Origin of the sequence: Candidatus Competibacter denitrificans Run_A_D11 (assembly GCF_001051235.1) — a bacterium.
In the GTDB taxonomy this organism is placed as follows: domain Bacteria; phylum Pseudomonadota; class Gammaproteobacteria; order Competibacterales; family Competibacteraceae; genus Competibacter_A; species Competibacter_A denitrificans.
Map to the genome: position 1 here is coordinate 1 of NZ_CBTJ020000088.1, position 19,302 is coordinate 19,302.

Sequence of the window (19,302 nt, forward strand, 5' to 3'; positions counted from 1 at the left end):
GGGTCTACAACGGGTTCAGATGTTCGCCTTGGGCGTCGCCGCCGCTAAAGCTGCCTATGCCAGCGATGGATAATGCGAGTTTGTGGGTAATCGGATGCGTTAAAAACCTTCCGGTATGACTTTCCGCATGACAGGCAATCTCCTCCGGCGTTCCCACCGCCACCACTTCACCGCCCCCGCCCCCGCCTTCTGGCCCCAGATCAATAATCCAGTCAGCGGTTTTAATCACATCCAGATTATGCTCAATCACCACAATGGTATTGCCGCGATCCCGCAGTTCATGCAGCACTTTCAACAATTGCTCAATGTCGTGGAAATGCAGCCCCGTGGTCGGCTCATCCAGAATATACAGCGTCTGGCCGGTATCGCGCTTGGACAACTCCCGCGCCAGTTTCACCCGCTGCGCCTCACCGCCGGATAGCGTGGTGGCGTTCTGACCGAGCTTGAGATAACTCAAACCCACGGCGTCCAGCGTTTGCAGCTTGCGCGCCACCACCGGCACCGCCTGATAAAACGCCAGCGCATCCTCAACCGTCATTTCCAGCACCTCATGGATATTGCGGCCTTTATAGCGAATATCCAGCGTTTCCCGGTTGTAGCGCTGGCCTTTGCACACATCGCACGGCACATAAATATCCGGCAGGAAGTGCATGGCCACCTGAATCACGCCATCGCCCTGACAGGCTTCACAGCGCCCACCCTTGACGTTGAAACTGAACCGGCCCGGCTGATAACCACGCGCTCGTGATTCCGGCACGCCGGAGAACAATTCGCGGATGGGCGTAAACAAGCCGGTGTAGGTCGCCGGATTGGAACGGGGAGTACGGCCAATCGGACTCTGGTCGATGTTCACCACTTTATCCAACTGTTCCAGCCCTAACAGATCGCGGCACGGCGCAGGCGATTCGTTGGCGTTGTTCAAATCGCGGGCGGCGTAGCGATACAGCGTATCGTTGATGAGGGTGGATTTACCGGAGCCAGAGACACCGGTAATGCAGGTCAGCAGCCCCAACGGAATCGTAACCGACAGATTTTTTAGATTATTGCCACTGGCCCCGACAATCCGCAGTTGTTTGTCGGGATTAACGGGCGTGCGCTTGTCCGGCAAGGCAATCCGCCGTTGACCGCCCAGATACGCGCCAGTCAGCGAGTCGGGATGGGCGATGATCTCGGCGGGTGTGCCCTGCGCCACCACCCGCCCGCCGTGAACACCCGCGCCCGGCCCCATGTCCACCACCTGATCGGCGGTGCGGATGGCGTCTTCGTCGTGTTCGACCACGATGACGGTGTTGCCAAGATCGCGCAGCCGCAGCAGGCTGGCCAGCAGCCGGGCATTATCCCGCTGGTGCAGGCCGATGGATGGCTCATCCAGCACGTACATCACCCCCACCAGCCCCGCGCCGATTTGCGAAGCCAGCCGGATGCGCTGGGCCTCGCCGCCGGACAGAGTGTCGGCGCTGCGCTCCAGCGTCAGATAGTCCAGCCCGACATTGACCAAAAAATTCAGCCGCTCGCTGATTTCCTTGACGATTTTAACGGCGATTTCCCCGCGTCGGCCCGGCAGACTCAATTGTCCGAAAAAGTCGCGGGCCGTTCCGATGGGCAAGCCGACCACTTCCGGCACGCTGCGGCCAGCGACGAAGACATGGCGGGCGGAACGGGTCAGCCGTGCGCCCTGACAGGTCGGGCACGGTTGGCTGCTGAGATATTTCGCCAGTTCGTCGCGCACCTGATTCGATTCGGTTTCCCGATAGCGGCGCTGCATGTTGGGAATCACGCCCTCGAACGGATGGCGACGATGGGTGGTCTCGCCCTTGCTGTTCTGATAATCGAAATCGAGCGCCTCGTGACCGCTGCCATGCAAAATCAAGGTGCGGATGCGCTCCGGCAACTCCTGAAACGGCGTATCCACCTCGAAATGAAAATGCCGCGCCAGCGCTTTAATCAACTGGAAATAATAAAAATTCTCTCGATCCCAGCCACGCACCGCTCCCCGCGCCAGGCTCAAATGCGGATGCGCCACCACCCGCTCGGCGTCGAAATACTGCTTCACCCCCAGCCCGTCGCACTCGCTGCACACCCCGACCGGATTGTTGAAGGAGAACAGGCGCGGCTCCAGTTCACTCAGGCTGTAACCGCAGACCGGACAGGAAAATCCGGCGGAAAACAGCAATTCATCCCGGCCCGGCTCGTCCAAAAAAGCGATGCGGGCAATGCCGTTGGCCAGCTTCAACGCGGTCTCGAACGATTCCGCCAGCCGCAAGCCCAGGTCATCGCGCACCTTGAAGCGATCCACGACGACTTCAATGGTGTGCTTGCGACGCAAATCCAGCAGCGGCGGGCTGTCCAGTTCCACTACTTCGCCATCAATCCGGGCACGGACGAACCCCTGTACCTGCAATTCCTGCAACAGCTTGACATGCTCGCCCTTGCGTTCCTTCACCACCGGGGCCAGCAGCATCAAGCGGCTTTCTTCCGGCAACGCCAGCACCTGATCCACCATCTGGCCGACGGTCTGCGCGTCCAGATCAATGCCATGATCCGGGCAGCGCGGAATCCCGGCCCGCGCGTACAGCAGCCGCAGATAGTCGTAAATCTCGGTGATGGTGCCGACCGTGGAGCGCGGATTGTGCGAGGTCGATTTCTGCTCAATGGAAATCGCGGGCGACAAGCCTTCGATATGATCGACATCCGGTTTTTCCATCAACGACAGAAATTGCCGGGCATAGGCTGAGAGCGATTCGACGTAGCGGCGCTGGCCTTCGGCATAGAGCGTATCGAAGGCCAGCGAGGACTTGCCGGAGCCGGATAGGCCGGTAATGACGATCAAACGATCACGCGGCAGGTCGAGGTCGATGTTTTGCAGATTGTGGGTGCGAGCGCCGCGGATTTTGATGGTGTCCATGCGGATAATCGAGTGCAGCTTGATAGGAAGGCGGCATAATAGCGCCCAATCGCCCACTGACGAGGGTTATCAATCTTTATTTCACAAAGCTGATAACTCGAATAGCGGATAAGTGGATTTCAATATCCGCCTAGAGGCTTATCTTTGCCAGGCGCTCCATAGCCAATAAATAGGGAAAGCCAGTAACAACATCCCAAGCCCAATCATCGAACGTAACGGAGATTGCGCCAGTAATCCAAGCGTCATCAATCCACCCGTCAGCAACACCACAACAGGCGGTAATATTCCCAGCGGTGCACGCCACTGCAACGGTTCGCCCACTTTCAAGCGGCGGAGCTTGAGCAACGCTATCGCAGTAGCGCCATAAAACAACCAGACATTGAACACGAAGAAACCCATCAAATCACGAAAATCAGCGGCAAAAACGTAAAGCAAAGCAACGCCGATTAACATCAATGTTGAGCGTGCCGGTGTTTCGAATCGAGGATGTATCTCACCAAACCACGGTAGAAAAGCACGATCACGAGCCATGGCGAACGCCAGACGCGATACGGCAAGCACGATACCGTTAAGAGCGCCCAGCGTACTAACGACCACCAGCAGCGCGACAACTTTGGCGAAACCTGGACCAAGACCCACCCCTACCGCCTGGGCAACGACTTGTTTGGAAGCGGCTGCCCCGGCGCTACCTAACAACGACATGGTGGCATACTGGACCACCATGTACGTCGTTGCCAGCATAGCGACGCCCACCAATACCGCACGGCCAAAATCTTTTGCTGGATTCTTTAGCTCACCGGCGATCATCGAAACATCCGACCACCCATCGAAAGTCCAGAGCAAAACAACCATTGCACTGATAACCCCAGCGAAGCCATTTGGGAAAAGCTCAGGGGGTGGAGCGCTGGCTACAGGAGTAGATACCGTCGGAGCGGCAATTGCCGCTACACACAATGCTAACAGAGCCAATACTTTGAAAGCGGTCAGCGCTTTCTGCACACCAGCCCCTAAGCGGACTCCGATGATATTCAAATCAGCCACGGCAATAAGCGCCATGGCACCCACCAAGGCCGCCCGAAAATCGGTTGCGGCAATGCCGGGAATCACTTCGTTGAGGTAGCGGGCAAAAATCAGCGAAATCGCCGCTAGCGCAGCCGGATAGGTGATAAATAGGGCTGCCCATCCCGCGACAAAAGCGACGGCAGGGCCATAGGCGGCGCCATAAAAGACGAAAAACCCACCCGGTCGTGGCAGTCGCGCCCCGCATTCCGCATAACAGAACGCACCGCAAGCGGCGACAGCGGCCCCCACTAACCACAGCGAGGCAGCCAAAAAGGGTGAAGAGATCGCACCGGCAATTTCAGCCGGCGCCACAAAGATACCGGATCCCAGAATGATGCCGACGAAAATCGCCGCCGCATCGATCCAAGAAAGCTGGCGTTTAAGCTGGGCGGTCGGCAGGCTCGACGAATCGTTTGACATCAGAACAAAACAATCAGGGATTCAATGGAGGCAATCCTTGCCAAAGGTGACTTTTGCCGGGTAGATCGTGAAGGCCGACCGACCCGGTTATTCCAGGTTAACTATCTCCTACGCTTGCGGCTGCGCCTTGAACTATAACCGGTATCGTCCATATTGGCATTGGCTGCAATACAGTTATCGTAATTGATGTCATAAACCTGTTGCAGATTTTGCAACATGTCCTGACTTGCTGCGGCCCCCGCCAAAGCACCCGTAGCAGCACCTACTCCAGCATAGTTAGGGCCACGCGAACGACCAGGCCCTGGCCCACCAGGACCACCACCAGGGCCGCCAGGACCACCGGCGCCAGGACCGCCACCTGGGCCGCCAGGACCACCACCAGGGCCGCCAGGTCCTCGCGGTCCAGGGCCACCGCCACCACCACGAGGGCTTATTGATTGACCGATGACCGCTCCAGCGACTGTGCCAATTGCAGTGACAGCGACTTCTGTATTGACGTTTTGTTGCTTCGCCTGTTCTGCGGCTTTGTAAGCCTGCTCTCGACAATTTCGATCAACCTCCGCCGACACACCACCATAACCGCCAATCCGAGCAGGCGCGCTAGGCAGAGTCGGAGTCGGCTGCATACTGGAACAACCAGCAAAGAAGATTGCGGAAAGCACCACGGCCGCAGTGCGTGAAGAATACGTGTTACCGAGCATACTAGTCCCCTATATAGAGATAATTCTCACTATGAATTCTGGCTCGTTGAGAAAGCAAAGGTATTTTAATCTATCAATACCAGTCGGATATCAAGCTTCCTCAAGCCTGGGTAATACCCAGAAAATATCAACATTTTGTTTATACAGAGCAAACTTTAGACGCATTTCAGCCGACTGAACGATAGTTTAGCTGGAGTTTGGCTTTTACGCAGCATCGACCAGGTGTCTCTGCAAAGCACTCCAATAAATTGAAAAGCGATAATCACTTAGTTTTCTCAAGCTGTGAACTCCGCTGCTGACCCAACACTTTTTCCTTTTTAGGGTCGATCCACCAACTTTCCAACTGCACCCCTTGCATGGGAACCGTTGTCGGATAGCCAAATTTATCCCAAAACGCGATCCGGTCGTAGGGAATATGCCAGTGTGGAATCACCAGGTAATTCCCTTGCAAGGCTCGATCCAATGCCCGCACCCGCGTCACCAGGCTGGTGCGGTCAGGTGCGGCAACCACTGAATCCACTAACTGATCCACCGCCGAATTTTTCAAGCCTACTAAGTTACGGCTTCCCGGTTGGTTGGCGGCGGCGCTGCTCCAAAACTCGCGCTGCTCATTGCCGGGCGACAGTGATTGGCCCCATACATTGACGATCATATCGAAATCGAAGCTGCGCTCCCGATTTTCATACTGTGCCGAATCGACCGTCCGCACCGCCATTTCGATGCCGAGTCGTTCCAGATTGCGGGCAAAGGGCAAGGCGATGCGCTCCCAGGTTGGCTCGGCAATCAATAACTCAAAGCGAAACGGCTCGCCGGTCTTGGCATTGACCAATTTACGGTCGCGAAAAACCCAGCCGGCTTCTTGGAGCAATTGCAGCGCCTTCTGGAAATTGCTTCGTAGTTCGGCATCATCCTTGGCGCTCGGCGGTTCATAGGCCGTCGTGAACACTTCGGGCGGTAGCTCCTTGCGCAGCGGCTCTAATACAGCCAGTTCATCGGGCGACGGCAAACCCCGCGCCGCCAGCTCGGAATTATCGAAATAGCTGCGGGCACGGGTGTATTGACCGTGGAAAAGATTGCGGTTGCTCCATTCAAAATCGAAAGCGTAAGCCAGCGCCTGACGGATTTTGGGGTCTTGAAACAGAGGCCGGCGTAAATTGTAAGCGAAGCCTTGCATCCCGGATGGCCGCTGATGTGCGAAGGTTTCCTTCTTCACCAATCCTTTGCTCAAGGCTGGAAAGTCGTAGCCAGTGGCCCATTGCTTGGCAACGTTTTCCACTCGGATATCATAAGAACCCGCCTTGAACGCCTCCAGAGCGACTGTGACATCCCGATAATAGTCGTAACGCAGCCGGTCAACGTTGTGCAAACCACGTTGCACCGGCAAATCTTTACCCCAATAATTCTCATCCCGCTTGAATACGATAAAGCGACCCGGTTCGAAGCGTTCGATCCGGTACGGGCCGCTACCCACCGGCACATCCAGAGTCGTAGCGGTAAAGTCGCGGCTTTCCCAGTATTTTTTCGACAATACCGACATCTGCCCTACGATCAGCGGTAATTCTCGATTTTCGCCGGCTGAGAAGGTGAATTTCACCTGTCGCTCGTCCAACTTTTCAACTTTGGCGACATTGGCGTAATACAGTCGATAAGCTGGACTGCCTTTCGTCTTGAGGACATCAAAGGAAAACAGTACATCATCGGCCGTAATGGCCGAACCATCGTGAAACCTGGCCTGCGGCCGCAATTTAAACGTCACCGAGCTACGATCATCCGCCACATCCACGCTCTCAGCGATCAGGCCATATTCACTAAACGGCTCATCGGCGCTGCTTGTCATCAGCGTCTCAAATAACTGGCCGATGCCAGCGGCCGCCTGACCCTTGATATTGAAAGGATTGAAAGTGTCGAAGCTACCGATGGCAGCGAAGCGAGCCTCGCCCCCCTTGGGTGCATCAGGATTAACGTAGCTGAAATGTTTGAAATCCAGCCCGTACTTGGGCTGACCGTGCAAAGCGATGCCATGGGCTGGCGCGCCGATGGCGGGATTGATCGACAATACGCAGATGAAACCGAGCAAAACCGGCCACACCTTGCGACGAAAACGGTACTTTGCACGCATCATGCACTTTCCTTTACAGTTTGCAGATTCAGTGACCCGTCTTAAACGATACCTAAAACGCACAGGAGTTCCTTATGGGCTTTCTCGCCGGCAAGCGTGCCTTGATCCTTGGAGTTGCCAGCAACCGTTCCATCGCCTGGGGCATCGCCCAAGCCATGCACCGGGAAGGTGCTGAACTGGCTTTTACCTACCAAAACGATAAGCTAAAACCTCGCTTGGAGAAAATGAGTGCTGAATTGGGTAGCTCAATTGCCCTACCCTGCGAGGTAGAAAGCGATGCCGATATTGATGCGCTGTTCGCAACCCTGCAACAACGCTGGGATAGCCTGGATATCGTCGTTCATTCCATCGCCTACGCCCCGCGCGAAGCATTGGAAGGCGACTTTCTGGATGGCATCAGCCGCGAGAATTTCCGTATTGCCCACGACATCAGCTCTTACAGTTTTGCGGCGCTGGCCAAGGCAGCCCGGCCGTTAATGAAAGGCCGGCAAGGCGCTTTAATCACCATGACCTATCTGGGCGGCGTTCGAGCAGTTCCCAACTACAACGTGATGGGACTGGCCAAAGCCAGCCTGGATGCCAATGTCCGCTATCTGGCGCAAACGCTGGGACCCGATGGCATTCGGGTCAACGCTATTTCCGCCGGCCCAATCCGTACCCTGGCCGCTTCTGGCATCAAAAATTTCCGCAAAATGTTGGACACCTTTGAGCACATTGCCCCACTGCGCAAGTGCGTAACCATTGAGGAAGTCGGCAACACGGCGGCGTTTCTCTGTTCCGACCTGGCCTCCGGCATTACCGGTGAAATCGTCTACGTCGATGGCGGTTTCAATACGGTTGCCCTTGGGGCAATGGAATAAGCAAACCCCGCGCTAACCCTCTTTGCCGAGCGAGAGGGTTGGCGCCTCTCCTTAAAGCCGGTCGGCGTGGGTCACGACCTTGATCTTGGTACGCACACTGTCCAGCAAACCCCCGAATTGCTTCCTACCGATCTGCTGCGCTAGCTGCTGGGCCAACGCTTTCCGCTCATCGGCGGAAAGTGCGTCTTTCTGGCCAGGAACTACCCGCACGACTTCCAAAAGGGCCTGATCACCGTTTGCCAACGCCGTGGAACCCAACGCCACCTTACCGCTCTCCGGCTGGGGCAGGCGGAAGGTCACATCCAGCAGCGCACGATCAACGGCCGGCGTATCGCGCCCTATCAGACCAGCATCTTTGAAGGTCGCGCCAAATTCGTTGGCCAACGTCTGCAAATGGATACCCTGCACAGCCCGAGATTTCATTGTTTCAATATCTTTCGCCAAGGCTTCGCGAGCCTTGGTTTCACGCAGCAGTTTGCCAATTTCCTCGCGTGCTTCTTCCAGTGAGCGGGGAGTCGCATCGCGATGGCCCTTGCTGCGAATCACGGCCACATGACCGTGTTCCAACTCGATAGGCTCGCTGTTCAGACCCCGCTTAAGCACATCCTCGCCGAATGCGCTCTCGAGCACCTTCGGGTTGGCCGCAATCCCCTCGCCGCCGTTACGACTGAACCAATCGCTTTCTTGTATCGCTACTCCCAAACTTTTGGCAGGTAACTCCAGGCTGTCTGGATGCTCGTAAGCGAGATTGGCGAGATTTTGCGTGATCTCGTAAAACCGGCTTTCCGCCTGTTGCTGGCGCAACTCCTTGGCTACCGCATCACGCACGTCTTCAAAAGGCTTGGTCTGTGCCGGGGAGATCGCATCAAGCCGAATCAAGTGAAATCCAGCGGGCATCCGTACCACCTCGCTGATATCACCCGGCTGCTTTAAGGCAAACAGTGCATTCTCCAGTGCCGGATCATCGAACATGCCCTTGCCAACTGTCCCCAGCTCACCGCCTTCTACTTGGCCAGAGCCATCCGCTTTGACCTCATTCAACAGTTGCTCGAAGCTCTTAGCACCGGAACGGATCGACTCAACCATCTGCTGCGCCTTGGCACGGGCCTGTTCCACGTCAGCCTCACCGGCATTAGGTGCCAGCTTAACCAGAATATGCGACGCCTGACGCTCTTCTGGCCGACCATATTTGGCGATTTGTTCCTCATAGCTGGCTTTCAGGTCGGCCTCACTTAGCGTGATGCCCTCAGCGATTTGCGAGAGCTTCAATTCAACAAACTGCAATTGGGCTTGCTCTGGATTAACGAAGCGGCTCTTGTTGGCCTCGAAATAATCTCGGATGGCCGCATCATCAACGGTGCTTTGGGCCACATATTTTTCCAGAGGCAATACCAAGTACTGCAATTCCCGCTGCTGCTTGAGCAAGGCGACGATCTGATCTTGTTCTGCTGCGGTAATCAAGGTGGAATCCACCACCCCATCGCGTAACTGTTGGGTCGCCAGCGACTGGCGTAGACCTTCCTCAAAGGCGGTTGCGGTAAAGCCTTGGTTTCTCAGAAGTCTCTCGTACAGCGCTTTATCAAAACCACCGCTCTGCTGAAAAACGGGAAGCCCTAAAATAGCGTCATGTAATTGCTGATCGCCGATCCGAAAACCCTGATCGCGGGCAATCTCATCCAGGATTCGTTCATCAACCAACTGTCGCAACACATCCTGCTTCAAACGCGGCCCTTCCAGTAGCGACGGGTCCATGTTGTTGCCCAACATGGCCTGCATCCGCTGACGCTGTTGCTGGTAAGCCCGCTGAAATTCCTGCACGGTGATTTTGCCATTGCCAACTACAGCCGCATCCATTGGCCCACCGCCTTCGAAATAGTAATTGATGCCCCATACCGCAAACGGAATGATCAATAAACCGATAATGATGTAGGAAAACCACCCCTGGGCGTGATCGCGGATTTTCTGTAGCAACATACAAAGTTACCCGGTTGCGAGGCCCACCGTGGAGCCTTGAGGATTGAACCATGATGTGAGGCACAAAAAAGGGTGCCGGAACGACACCCTAAATTTTGGCGGAGCGGACGGGGCTCGAACCCGCGACCCCCGGCGTGACAGGCCGGTATTCTAACCAACTGAACTACCGCTCCGTGATAGCTGCTATGGATATCTAAATCTACTCAAACCGATTCATTTGGCGGAGCGGACGGGGCTCGAACCCGCGACCCCCGGCGTGACAGGCCGGTATTCTAACCAACTGAACTACCGCTCCAAAACAGATTCTGGTGGGTGCTGAGGGGCTTGAACCCCCGACCCTCGCCTTGTAAGGGCGATGCTCTCCCAACTGAGCTAAGCACCCCTGGAAGAACTGATTATTCTATTCCATCACGAAGTGTTTTTCCAGCCTTGAAGACGGGTGTCTTGCTGGCCTTGATCTCTAGCGGTTCACCGGTTTTAGGATTGTGACCAGTGCGTGCTGGACGTTCCCGTAGAGAAAATGTTCCAAATCCTGTCAGCACCACAGATTCACCCTTGCTTAACGAGGTGCTGATCGCTGATAGAACCGCATCGACCACCTTGCCAGAGGCGGCTTTCGACAACTGGGTAGCTTGTGCAACCGCATCGACCAGTTCACTTTTATTCATGGGTCCCTTCCTTATGTTAGACATTTACATTACGGGTATGGACACAGCTTACGCAGATACGCTGCTCCAAATACTAAGATAAAGATAGCGATTTTCTTTTATAACAGGGCCTTTCAAGCAGTGTCAACTAGGCAATCCACCCAGCGTCAATGGGCACGCACGCCTTCCGATGCGCTACCAGGTTTAGCTCCAGCGTCCAGAACAGCCTGCTCTGGAGTGGCTTCACTCGAACCTGATGATTTTGATAATGGCAGCGTTTGCAAAGCGATCTCCAAGACTTGGTCGATCCATCGCACCGGACGCACATCGATCTTAGCGAGAATATTCTCAGGGATCTCAGCGAGATCCTTACGGTTCTCCTCGGGCACTACCACCGTTGAAATACCCCCCCGATGCGCCGCAAGTAATTTCTCCTTAAGCCCGCCAATTGGCAACACCTCTCCTCGCAAAGTGATTTCGCCGGTCATGGCAACGCTGGCGCGTACAGGAATCCGGGTCAGCGCCGACACCAGGGCGATGCACATACCGATCCCTGCACTGGGGCCATCTTTCGGAGTAGCGCCTTCCGGCACATGAATGTGGATGTCCACTTTTTGATGAAAATCAGCGTCGATGCCGAGCGCCTCAGCACGGCCGCGAACCACCGTCAGTGCCGCATGAATGGATTCTTGCATCACCTCACCCAATTGGCCGGTATGGATGAGCTTACCCTTGCCCGGGACCAGGGCGGCTTCGATACGGAGTAGCTCCCCACCGACTTCGGTCCATGCCAATCCAGCGACTTGACCGACCTGATCCTGCTCTTCGACCAGACCATAACGGAAGCGGCGCACGCCCAGATATTTATCCAACCTATCGGGTTCGATGACGATCTTCGCTTCTGTGGGCCGAAGCGTGACTTCTTTGACGATCTTGCGGCAAATTTTGGCGATCTCACGCTCTAAGTTACGCACGCCGGCTTCACGGGTGTAGTAACGGATAATATCGCGAAGGGCAGCCTCATCGATTTCCAGCTCCCGTTTCTTAAGCCCATTGTTGTCGAGCTGCTTTGGGACCAGATAGCGGATGGCGATGTTGAGCTTCTCGTCTTCGGTATAGCCGGGAATCCGAATCACTTCCATGCGATCCAGCAGCGGCGGTGGGATATTGAGGGTATTAGCGGTCGCTACGAACATCACGTCCGACAGGTCAAAATCCACTTCCAGGTAGTGATCGTTAAACGTATTGTTCTGTTCAGGGTCGAGGACTTCCAGCAGCGCTGACGAAGGATCGCCGCGAAAATCCATGGACATCTTGTCGATCTCATCAAATAAAAACAGCGGGTTACGAACACCAACCTTTGCCAAGTTCTGGATAATCTTTCCAGGCAGAGAGCCGATATACGTGCGACGATGGCCACGAATTTCAGCTTCGTCGCGTACACCACCCAGCGACATCCGCGCGAATTTGCGGTTAGTCGCCCGAGCGATAGAGCGGCCTAACGATGTCTTCCCCACACCCGGCGGTCCGACCAAGCAGAGGATAGGCCCCTTGAGCTTGCGTGCTCGTTGTTGGACCGCCAAATACTCCAGAATCCGCTCCTTAACTTTTTCCAGGCCGTAATGGTCAGCTTCCAGCACGCCCTCAGCACTCGCCAAGTCCTGGTGAATCTTGGTGCGCTTTTTCCAAGGCACGTTAACCAACCAATCGATATAGTTGCGCACGACCGTCGCCTCGGCTGACATCGGCGACATCATCTTCAGTTTGTTCAATTCGGTCTGGGCTTTACTCTTGGCCTCTTTTGGCATCCCCGCCTTTTCGATGCGCTGTGCGAGATCTTCAATCTCGTTGGAGCCATCCTCTAAATCGCCAAGTTCTTTCTGGATCGCCTTCATCTGCTCATTCAGATAGTACTCGCGCTGGCTCTTTTCCATCTGCTGCTTCACTCGGCCGCGAATCCGTTTTTCCACTTGCAAGATATCGATCTCGCCTTCAACCAGTGCCAGCAGATGGATAAGGCGCTCACGCAAGTTTTGTATTTCCAGAATTTTTTGCTTTTGGTCCAGTTTAAGGGCCATGTGCGCGGCGATGGTGTCGGCAACTCGATGGGGGTCCTCAATGCTGGAAACCGAGGTAAGTACTTCTCCAGGGATTTTTTTGTTGACTTTGATGTAACGCTCAAAGGTACTGAGCAACGCGCGCATCAATGCCTGGACTTCTTGCGTAGCGCTGTCACCTTCTTCCAAGGGAGCTTCCAACAGCGTTACAGCCACCATAAAGCAGGGATCAGTCTCGGTAAAACGCTCAATGGCCACTCGCTGACCCCCTTCGACCAGCACTTTGACGGTGCCATCGGGTAATCGAAGCAGTTGCAGCACGTTAGACAGCGTGCCAATGGCGTAAACATCACCTGGACCCGGATCATCAACCTCGGCGCTTCGTTGTGCGACGAGCACGATGCGCCTGTTGTTCTGCATAGCCAAATCAAGCGCACGAATGGATTTCTCCCGGCCGACAAACAAGGGAATCACCATGTGCGGATAGACCACCACATCGCGCAGCGGCAACACTGGGAATTGCGCATGGTCAGGCAGGTCGAACTTAGGTTCGTTTTGCTTCATGGTTGGGCCTCAGACAGTTAAACCGGGAAAGGGCCTTGGGGCTGGACACCACCCACCCGCTCAACAAACGGGACCCGAAGAAGAAAGGAAGATCCGCGCTGGAACGAGCAGGCGCTCGTCAAAGCGCCTCTCCAAGCTCCAGCGCGCCGGCCGGATAGGCCAGGGTTGGGTTTAGTCGTGGGCCGCAGTGCGGCGTTCCGTATTTTCGTAAATGAAATAAGGCTTGTTGCGCCCCTCGACCACAGCATCATCCACCACGACTTTATGGACATTCTGCATACTGGGCAGATCGTACATGGTGTCCAGCAAGATGTGTTCGAGAATGGTCCGTAAGCCCCGCGCGCCGGTCTTGCGCTCCATCGCTTTGCGAGCAATCGCCCGTAAGGCTTCCTCACGAAACTCCAGCTCGCTTCCTTCCATCTCAAAAAGCCGGTTGAACTGCTTGGCAATGGCGTTTTTCGGTTCAGTCAAAATTCGTACCAGCGCCCCTTCATCCAGCTCGGTGAGCGTGGCGACCACCGGCAAGCGCCCGACGAATTCGGGAATCAAACCGTACTTGATCAAATCCTCCGGTTCGACCTCCATCAACACTTCACCGACGGTCTTGCCGCCATCCTTGCTCTTGACATCCGCCGAGAAACCGATACCACCTTTATCAGAGCGACTGCGGATCACCTTATCCAACCCGGCGAAGGCTCCGCCACAAATGAAGAGAATATTAGTGGTATCAACCTGTAGGAACTCTTGTTGCGGATGTTTGCGTCCCCCTTGGGGTGGAACCGACGCGATAGTGCCCTCAATCAGCTTCAGTAGCGCCTGCTGGACACCTTCCCCGGACACATCGCGGGTGATTGAGGGATTGTCGGATTTGCGTGAGATCTTGTCGATCTCGTCAATATAGACGATTCCGGTTTGCGCCTTTTCGACCTGGTAGTCACATTTTTGCAGAAGCTTCTGAATAATATTTTCCACGTCTTCACCAACGTAGCCGGCTTCGGTCAGCGTCGTGGCATCGGCGATGGTGAAAGGAACATCAAGCAAACGAGCCAGGGTTTCCGCCAATAGCGTTTTGCCGGAACCGGTTGGACCAATCAACAAGATATTGCTCTTGGCTACTTCCACCTCGTCGGTCTTGGAACGATTGCCGCCCTGCAACTCCAGACGCTTGAAGTGGTTGTACACAGCCACCGATAGAACCTTCTTGGCGCGCTCCTGACCGATGACATACTCGTCGAGTACGTGGTTGATATCGTGTGGCTTGGGTAGCTTGCTAGCGGTAGCCGGAGCAGTTTCTTCCATCTCCTCACGGATGATGTCATTACACAGCTCAACGCACTCATCGCAGATGAACACGTTCGGCCCGGCGATCAGCTTGCGGACTTCGTGCTGGCTCTTGCCACAAAAAGAGCAATACAGAAGCTTATCGTCGCTCCTGTCACTTCGATCTCTGCTCATATCACTTCCTCATCGGCGCGCCGGCTGGTGGCGCGGTCGGTTGATTCGCCGGGCGTGCTGCGGGCATTGGCAAGGCCACCCGCTAAGTCCATGCGAGGCGATTGGTGCGGGCATTCCTAGCCAAGCGTGGGACATCCATGCGCTCGGCCTCGTTGCCGAAACCAGTCAAGCCACCCGAACACCGCGCGATAGGAGCGCACCTTGGCGCTAGCGGAAACTCGTTTCAGGAGGTTGGAATACGCTGATTCAACACAGCATCAATCAGGCCATATTCGACCGCCTCAGGACCACCCATAAAGTTATCTCGGTCGGTATCGACAGCAATTTTCTCGATGGGTTGACCGGTATGTTGTGCCAAAATCCGGTTCAAGCGGTCGCGCACGAGGAGAATTTCCCGGGCATGGATGTCGATGTCAGTCGCCTGCCCCTGAAACCCACCGAGCGGCTGATGGATCATGATGCGTGAATGAGGCAAGCAAAACCGTTTACCCGCCGCGCCACCGGCCAATAGCAAGGCCCCCATACTGGCCGCTTGCCCGACGCACATGGTGCTGACGCTTGGCTTGATAAACTGCATGGTATCGTAAATAGCCAAACCGGCGCTGACGGAACCACCCGGCGAATTGATATAGAAATGAACATCTTTATCAGGATTTTCGGCTTCTAAAAAAAGCAACTGGGCAACGACCAAATTCGCGACGTAATCCTCGACTGGCCCCACCAAAAACACTACCCGCTCCTTGAGGAGACGCGAGTAAATATCATAAGCCCGTTCGCCGCGCGCGGTCTGCTCGACCACCATCGGTACGAGGTTTAGGGCGTGGATGTTGCTGGCAGAACCCCGTTCGTTCATTCCGGTGACTCCTGTAGCCATGGGTTAAATTGCTGTTTTTTACTAAGCGCCATGACTTCGGCAAACGTGCTGGTTTTTTCGCTGACTTGACCTCGCTCTAGCAGCCAGTCAACGATCTGTTCTTCCAGTACCAGCGCTCGCACATTATCAAGCGCCTCTGGGGTTTTTTCGTACCAGCGCAGCACCTGAGCAGGTTCTTGGTATGTCGATGCCACAGTTGCCAAATAATCCCGCACACGCCGCTCGTCAGCCTTAATACTATTCAGTGCCGCCAACCGCGAAATCAGCAGTCCCAAGGCCACCCGACGGCGAGCCTCGCGCTCAAACAGTTTACTTTTCAGTTCCCGGATCTTTTCGTCATCGCCCCCTGCTGGAAAGCTCAACTGACGGGCCAAATGCTCAATCTCCGCCTCAATCAAGACTTTCGGCAGGGGAATCGGGTTGGCATCCCATAAACCTTGCATGACCTGGCGTTTGATCGCCGCCGTGATACCACCACGCAATTCACGCTCCATGTTCTCGCGCAAAGATTGCCGCAGGCCCGCGACGCCATTTTCCTTGACATCCAGACTCTCGGCAAAAGCCTCGTCCACCTCCGGCAGGATCGGCTCCTCAACATCATGGATTGTGACCTGGAAACGCGCGGTTTTACCCGCCAGTTCCGCTGCCTGATAATCTTCAGGGAAAGGCACATCAAACTCGGTCTGCTCATCAGCGCGCAACCCCTTAAGGCCATTCTCGAAATCCTGTAGCATGGTGCCCTTGCCCAGGATGACGGTCGCATTTTCCGCCTTGCCACCCGCAAAACTCTCGCCATCGATTTTGCCTTCGAAATCGATGTATAACCGATCCCCCTCAGCAGCCGGGCGATCCACTTTGTTCCAAACGGTCCGCTGCTCACGCAACGTTTGGATCATGTGATCCACATCCTGGTCTGTGATCTCGGCAACCGGTTTTTCAACGTGAATGCTCTCAAACCCAGTCGGCTCGAATTCAGGCATCACCTCAAAGGTCGCCGAGTACTCCAGATTTTGATCTTCTTCGATTTTCTTGGGTTCGATTCGCGGACCACCCAGTGGATTCAACTTCTCCAAGGTCAATGCTTCATGCAAGCTGCGCTCCATCAGCTCGGTCACCGCCTCATAACGTACCCGTTCACCATACAGCCGCTTGACCATTTTGAAGGGCACTTTGCCCGGCCGAAAACCGTCTACTTTGACTTGCTTAGACAAAGAAAGCAGCCGGTCTTGAATTTCCTTGGTGAGCTTTTCCGCAGGGACCTGAACGGTGACCCGGCGCTCTAGATCGCTCAGTGTTTCAACTGAAACCTGCATTGACATACCTCAAAGCTGTTGATCGTGGTAAATGGCAAATCCGCCTAGTGCATCGCCCAGCCGCCAAGCAACCAGGGCCGGGTAACAGTTGAACGGGCCGACGGTGCGGATGGTGCGAAAGGAGAGACTCGAACTCTCACGGGTTACCCCACTGGAACCTAAATCCAGCGCGTCTACCAGTTCCGCCACTCTCGCAATCAGAAATACGGCTTGCCAACTCAAGAGAACCGAGCGCGGTAATAACCGCTACTTATAGGGAAGTATACAGGACAACCTGTCTTTACGAACAGCAACCAAGTTACCGCACGCTTTACAACTGCCCGGCTGATCAGAAAATTGGGAGAAGAAATAACCGGACTTTAGAGATGGTGGGCCGTGTAGGACTCGAACCTACAACCAATTGATTAAGAGTCAACTGCTCTACCAAGTTGAGCTAACGGCCCAATACGACAATGATGACAAAATCAAAAAACCTTTCAAAACGCAACCGAGCGATTTGGGGTGGACGATGGGACTCGAACCCACGACGACCGGATCCACAATCCGGGGCTCTACCAACTGAGCTACGTCCACCATCGAAACCGTATCGACCTATCGTCCACCGAGAGCTGGCGCGCCCGGCAGGACTCGAACCTGCTACCCTCAGCTTAGAAGGCTGATGCTCTATCCGCATGAGCTACGGGCGCGGTATCGCGAACAACCATCACGGAATCGCCCACCCCAGAATTTGGTCGGGGTAGAGGGATTTGAACCCCCGACACCCTGCTCCCAAAGCAGGTGCGCTACCAGGCTGCGCTATACCCCGTCATCAGCCAAAACCAGCAGTCGGCACTTCCATGCGGAATTGAGAATTATATTTTTGATCTCAAACCACGTCAATGGCTTTATCCGCGTCGCCAAATCGTTCCGTTTGGGGTGTCCTCTAACACAATACCGGCTACCTGCAACTGATCACGGATCTTATCGGCTTCAACCCAGTCTTTGGATTTGCGAGCGGCGGAGCGCTGGGCAAGCAGCCTGTCAATCGCGGTTTCAGCCAAACCTGTGGTTTCAGTAACCCCAGCAACATCATCCAGTATGCCCGCTAAATTCCCGGTCACATGCTGATTATTCTGAGGAGTGGGCGAGCCTTTCAAAAATAGTTCAGGATCACATTGCAGTAGCCCTAATAGACCACCCAAATACCTAAGATTCGCGCCCAAACGAGCGGCGTTCCCCTCATCTTCTGACCTTAATCGGTTGATCTCGCGCGCTAGATCAAACAGGACCGCCAGTGCTTCGGGTGTATTGAAATCATCATCCATGGCCGCTCGAAAACGGCTAAACCAAGCGTCCTCCACAGAGGAATCAACCACCGGCAAACCGCGCAGCGCCGTGTACAGCCGGTTCAACGACGCTTTTGCGTGATTGAAATTTTCGTCCGCGTAATTCAATGGCCCTCGATAATGGCTGGACAAAATAAACAGTCGTACCACCTCTGGCTGATAGCGCCGCAACACCTCGCGCACCGTGAAGAAATTGCCCAATGATTTGGACATCTTCTCCTCGTTCACCTGGACAAAACCGTTGTGCATCCACACATTCACGTAACGGTGACCACTGGCTGCCTCCGACTGGGCGATTTCGTTTTCGTGATGGGGAAATTTCAGATCCATGCCACCGCCATGAATGTCAAAATGCTCGCCCAGGCAACGAGTTGACATCGCCGAGCACTCGATATGCCAGCCTGGCCGACCTTGCCCCCAAGGAGAATCCCAACCTGGCTCGCCAGGTTTAGCGGCTTTCCACAGCACGAAATCCAGCGGGTCATTTTTCGCTTCTTCAACTTCAATCCGGGCGCCCGCTCGCAGATCCTCCAGCCTCTTATTAGCCAATGTTCCGTAACGCGCAAAACGACTGACGGCGTAATACACATCACCGCTGGTTCCCGCATAGGCGAATCCCTTCTCAATCAAAACCTGGATCATGGCGATGATATCCGCCATGGCGGCTGTGGCACGCGGCTCATGGGTCGGTGGCAAGATACTGAGCGCGGCTAAATCCTCGTGCATGGCTTGAATGAAACGCGCGGTTAGATCGTTGAAATGTTCACCGTTTTCCTGAGCACGCCGGATGATCTTGTCATCAATATCGGTAATGTTGCGGACGTAGGTCACCGCAAATCCGCTGGCTTTCAGCCAACGCACGACTACATCGAAGACCACCATCACCCGCGCGTGGCCAATGTGGCAATAATCGTAAACCGTCATCCCGCAGACATACATCCGCACCTGACCCGGCACGATGGGCTGGAACGCCTCCTTTTGACGGGAGAGGCTATTGAAAATTTGCAGCATCAGCGATTCTCTTGA

12 protein-coding genes and 8 tRNA genes are annotated in these 19,302 nt (G+C 55.1%); 1 reads left to right on the top strand and 19 read right to left on the bottom strand.

The features are described 5' to 3' along the window. Positions 1-4: 4 nt before the first annotated feature. From uvrA to BN873_RS14935, 4 genes are all read right to left on the bottom strand, one after another. A complete protein-coding gene (uvrA, locus tag BN873_RS14925; protein WP_082161331.1) occupies positions 5-2,905 on the bottom strand; it encodes an excinuclease ABC subunit UvrA in 2,901 nt (966 codons plus the stop codon). A 138-nt stretch (positions 2,906-3,043) separates the two neighbouring features. Continuing rightward, on the bottom strand, positions 3,044-4,387 hold the full coding sequence (locus BN873_RS14930) for an APC family permease (protein WP_048675454.1): 1,344 nt from the start codon (positions 4,385-4,387) through the stop codon (positions 3,044-3,046). Positions 4,388-4,649: 262 nt separating this feature from the next. Continuing rightward, positions 4,650-4,799 carry a hypothetical protein gene (locus BN873_RS19680; protein ID WP_171820498.1) on the bottom strand — a complete coding sequence of 50 codons (150 nt, stop codon included), beginning with the start codon at positions 4,797-4,799 and terminating at the stop codon, positions 4,650-4,652. 551 nt (positions 4,800-5,350) lie between these two features. Then, entirely contained in the window at positions 5,351-7,210 is a 1,860-nt protein-coding gene (locus BN873_RS14935) for an extracellular solute-binding protein (RefSeq protein ID WP_242434447.1), read from the bottom strand. 71 nt (positions 7,211-7,281) lie between these two features. On the opposite strand from BN873_RS14935, the gene BN873_RS14940 reads away from it, so the two are divergent. Further along, positions 7,282-8,067, top strand: a complete 786-nt coding sequence (locus BN873_RS14940; RefSeq protein WP_048675460.1) for an enoyl-ACP reductase FabI — start codon at positions 7,282-7,284, stop codon at positions 8,065-8,067. Between the two features lie 51 nt (positions 8,068-8,118). On the opposite strand, the gene BN873_RS14945 is transcribed toward BN873_RS14940, so the two are convergent. The 15 genes from BN873_RS14945 to cysS all read right to left on the bottom strand — a co-directional run bounded on the left by BN873_RS14945 (position 8,119) and on the right by cysS (position 19,287). Beyond that, a complete protein-coding gene (locus BN873_RS14945) occupies positions 8,119-10,041 on the bottom strand; it encodes a SurA N-terminal domain-containing protein (protein WP_048675463.1) in 1,923 nt (640 codons plus the stop codon). A 96-nt stretch (positions 10,042-10,137) separates the two neighbouring features. After that, positions 10,138-10,214: transfer RNA gene (locus BN873_RS14950), tRNA-Asp, on the bottom strand. 45 nt (positions 10,215-10,259) lie between these two features. Beyond that, positions 10,260-10,336, bottom strand: a tRNA-Asp gene (locus BN873_RS14955). Between the two features lie 11 nt (positions 10,337-10,347). Then, positions 10,348-10,423 (bottom strand) — tRNA-Val (locus BN873_RS14960). A 13-nt stretch (positions 10,424-10,436) separates the two neighbouring features. Then, entirely contained in the window at positions 10,437-10,733 is a 297-nt protein-coding gene (locus tag BN873_RS14965) for an HU family DNA-binding protein (protein ID WP_277921602.1), read from the bottom strand. A gap of 122 nt (positions 10,734-10,855) precedes the next feature. Then, positions 10,856-13,309, bottom strand: coding sequence for an endopeptidase La (gene lon, locus BN873_RS14970; protein WP_048675469.1), 2,454 nt, complete (start codon positions 13,307-13,309; stop codon positions 10,856-10,858). Positions 13,310-13,480: 171 nt separating this feature from the next. Beyond that, entirely contained in the window at positions 13,481-14,764 is a 1,284-nt protein-coding gene (gene clpX / locus BN873_RS14975) for an ATP-dependent Clp protease ATP-binding subunit ClpX (protein ID WP_048675474.1), read from the bottom strand. 223 nt (positions 14,765-14,987) lie between these two features. Further along, positions 14,988-15,617 carry an ATP-dependent Clp endopeptidase proteolytic subunit ClpP gene (gene clpP, locus BN873_RS14980; protein ID WP_048675478.1) on the bottom strand — a complete coding sequence of 210 codons (630 nt, stop codon included), beginning with the start codon at positions 15,615-15,617 and terminating at the stop codon, positions 14,988-14,990. Next, the gene (gene tig, locus BN873_RS14985) at positions 15,614-16,951 is read right to left on the bottom strand and encodes a trigger factor (protein ID WP_048675480.1); all 1,338 of its coding nucleotides are present in this window, start codon (positions 16,949-16,951) and stop codon (positions 15,614-15,616) included. Before tig ends, clpP begins: the two co-directional genes overlap by 4 nt. A gap of 110 nt (positions 16,952-17,061) precedes the next feature. After that, positions 17,062-17,146: transfer RNA gene (locus BN873_RS14990), tRNA-Leu, on the bottom strand. A gap of 171 nt (positions 17,147-17,317) precedes the next feature. Further along, positions 17,318-17,394: transfer RNA gene (locus tag BN873_RS14995), tRNA-Lys, on the bottom strand. A 54-nt stretch (positions 17,395-17,448) separates the two neighbouring features. Then, positions 17,449-17,524 (bottom strand) — tRNA-His (locus BN873_RS15000). Positions 17,525-17,560: 36 nt separating this feature from the next. Then, positions 17,561-17,637, bottom strand: a tRNA-Arg gene (locus tag BN873_RS15005). A 42-nt stretch (positions 17,638-17,679) separates the two neighbouring features. Then, positions 17,680-17,756: transfer RNA gene (locus BN873_RS15010), tRNA-Pro, on the bottom strand. A gap of 79 nt (positions 17,757-17,835) precedes the next feature. Continuing rightward, positions 17,836-19,287: a cysteine--tRNA ligase gene (cysS, locus tag BN873_RS15015; protein ID WP_048675483.1), complete on the bottom strand. Its 1,452-nt coding sequence runs from the start codon at positions 19,285-19,287 to the stop codon at positions 17,836-17,838. Positions 19,288-19,302 lie beyond the last annotated feature (15 nt).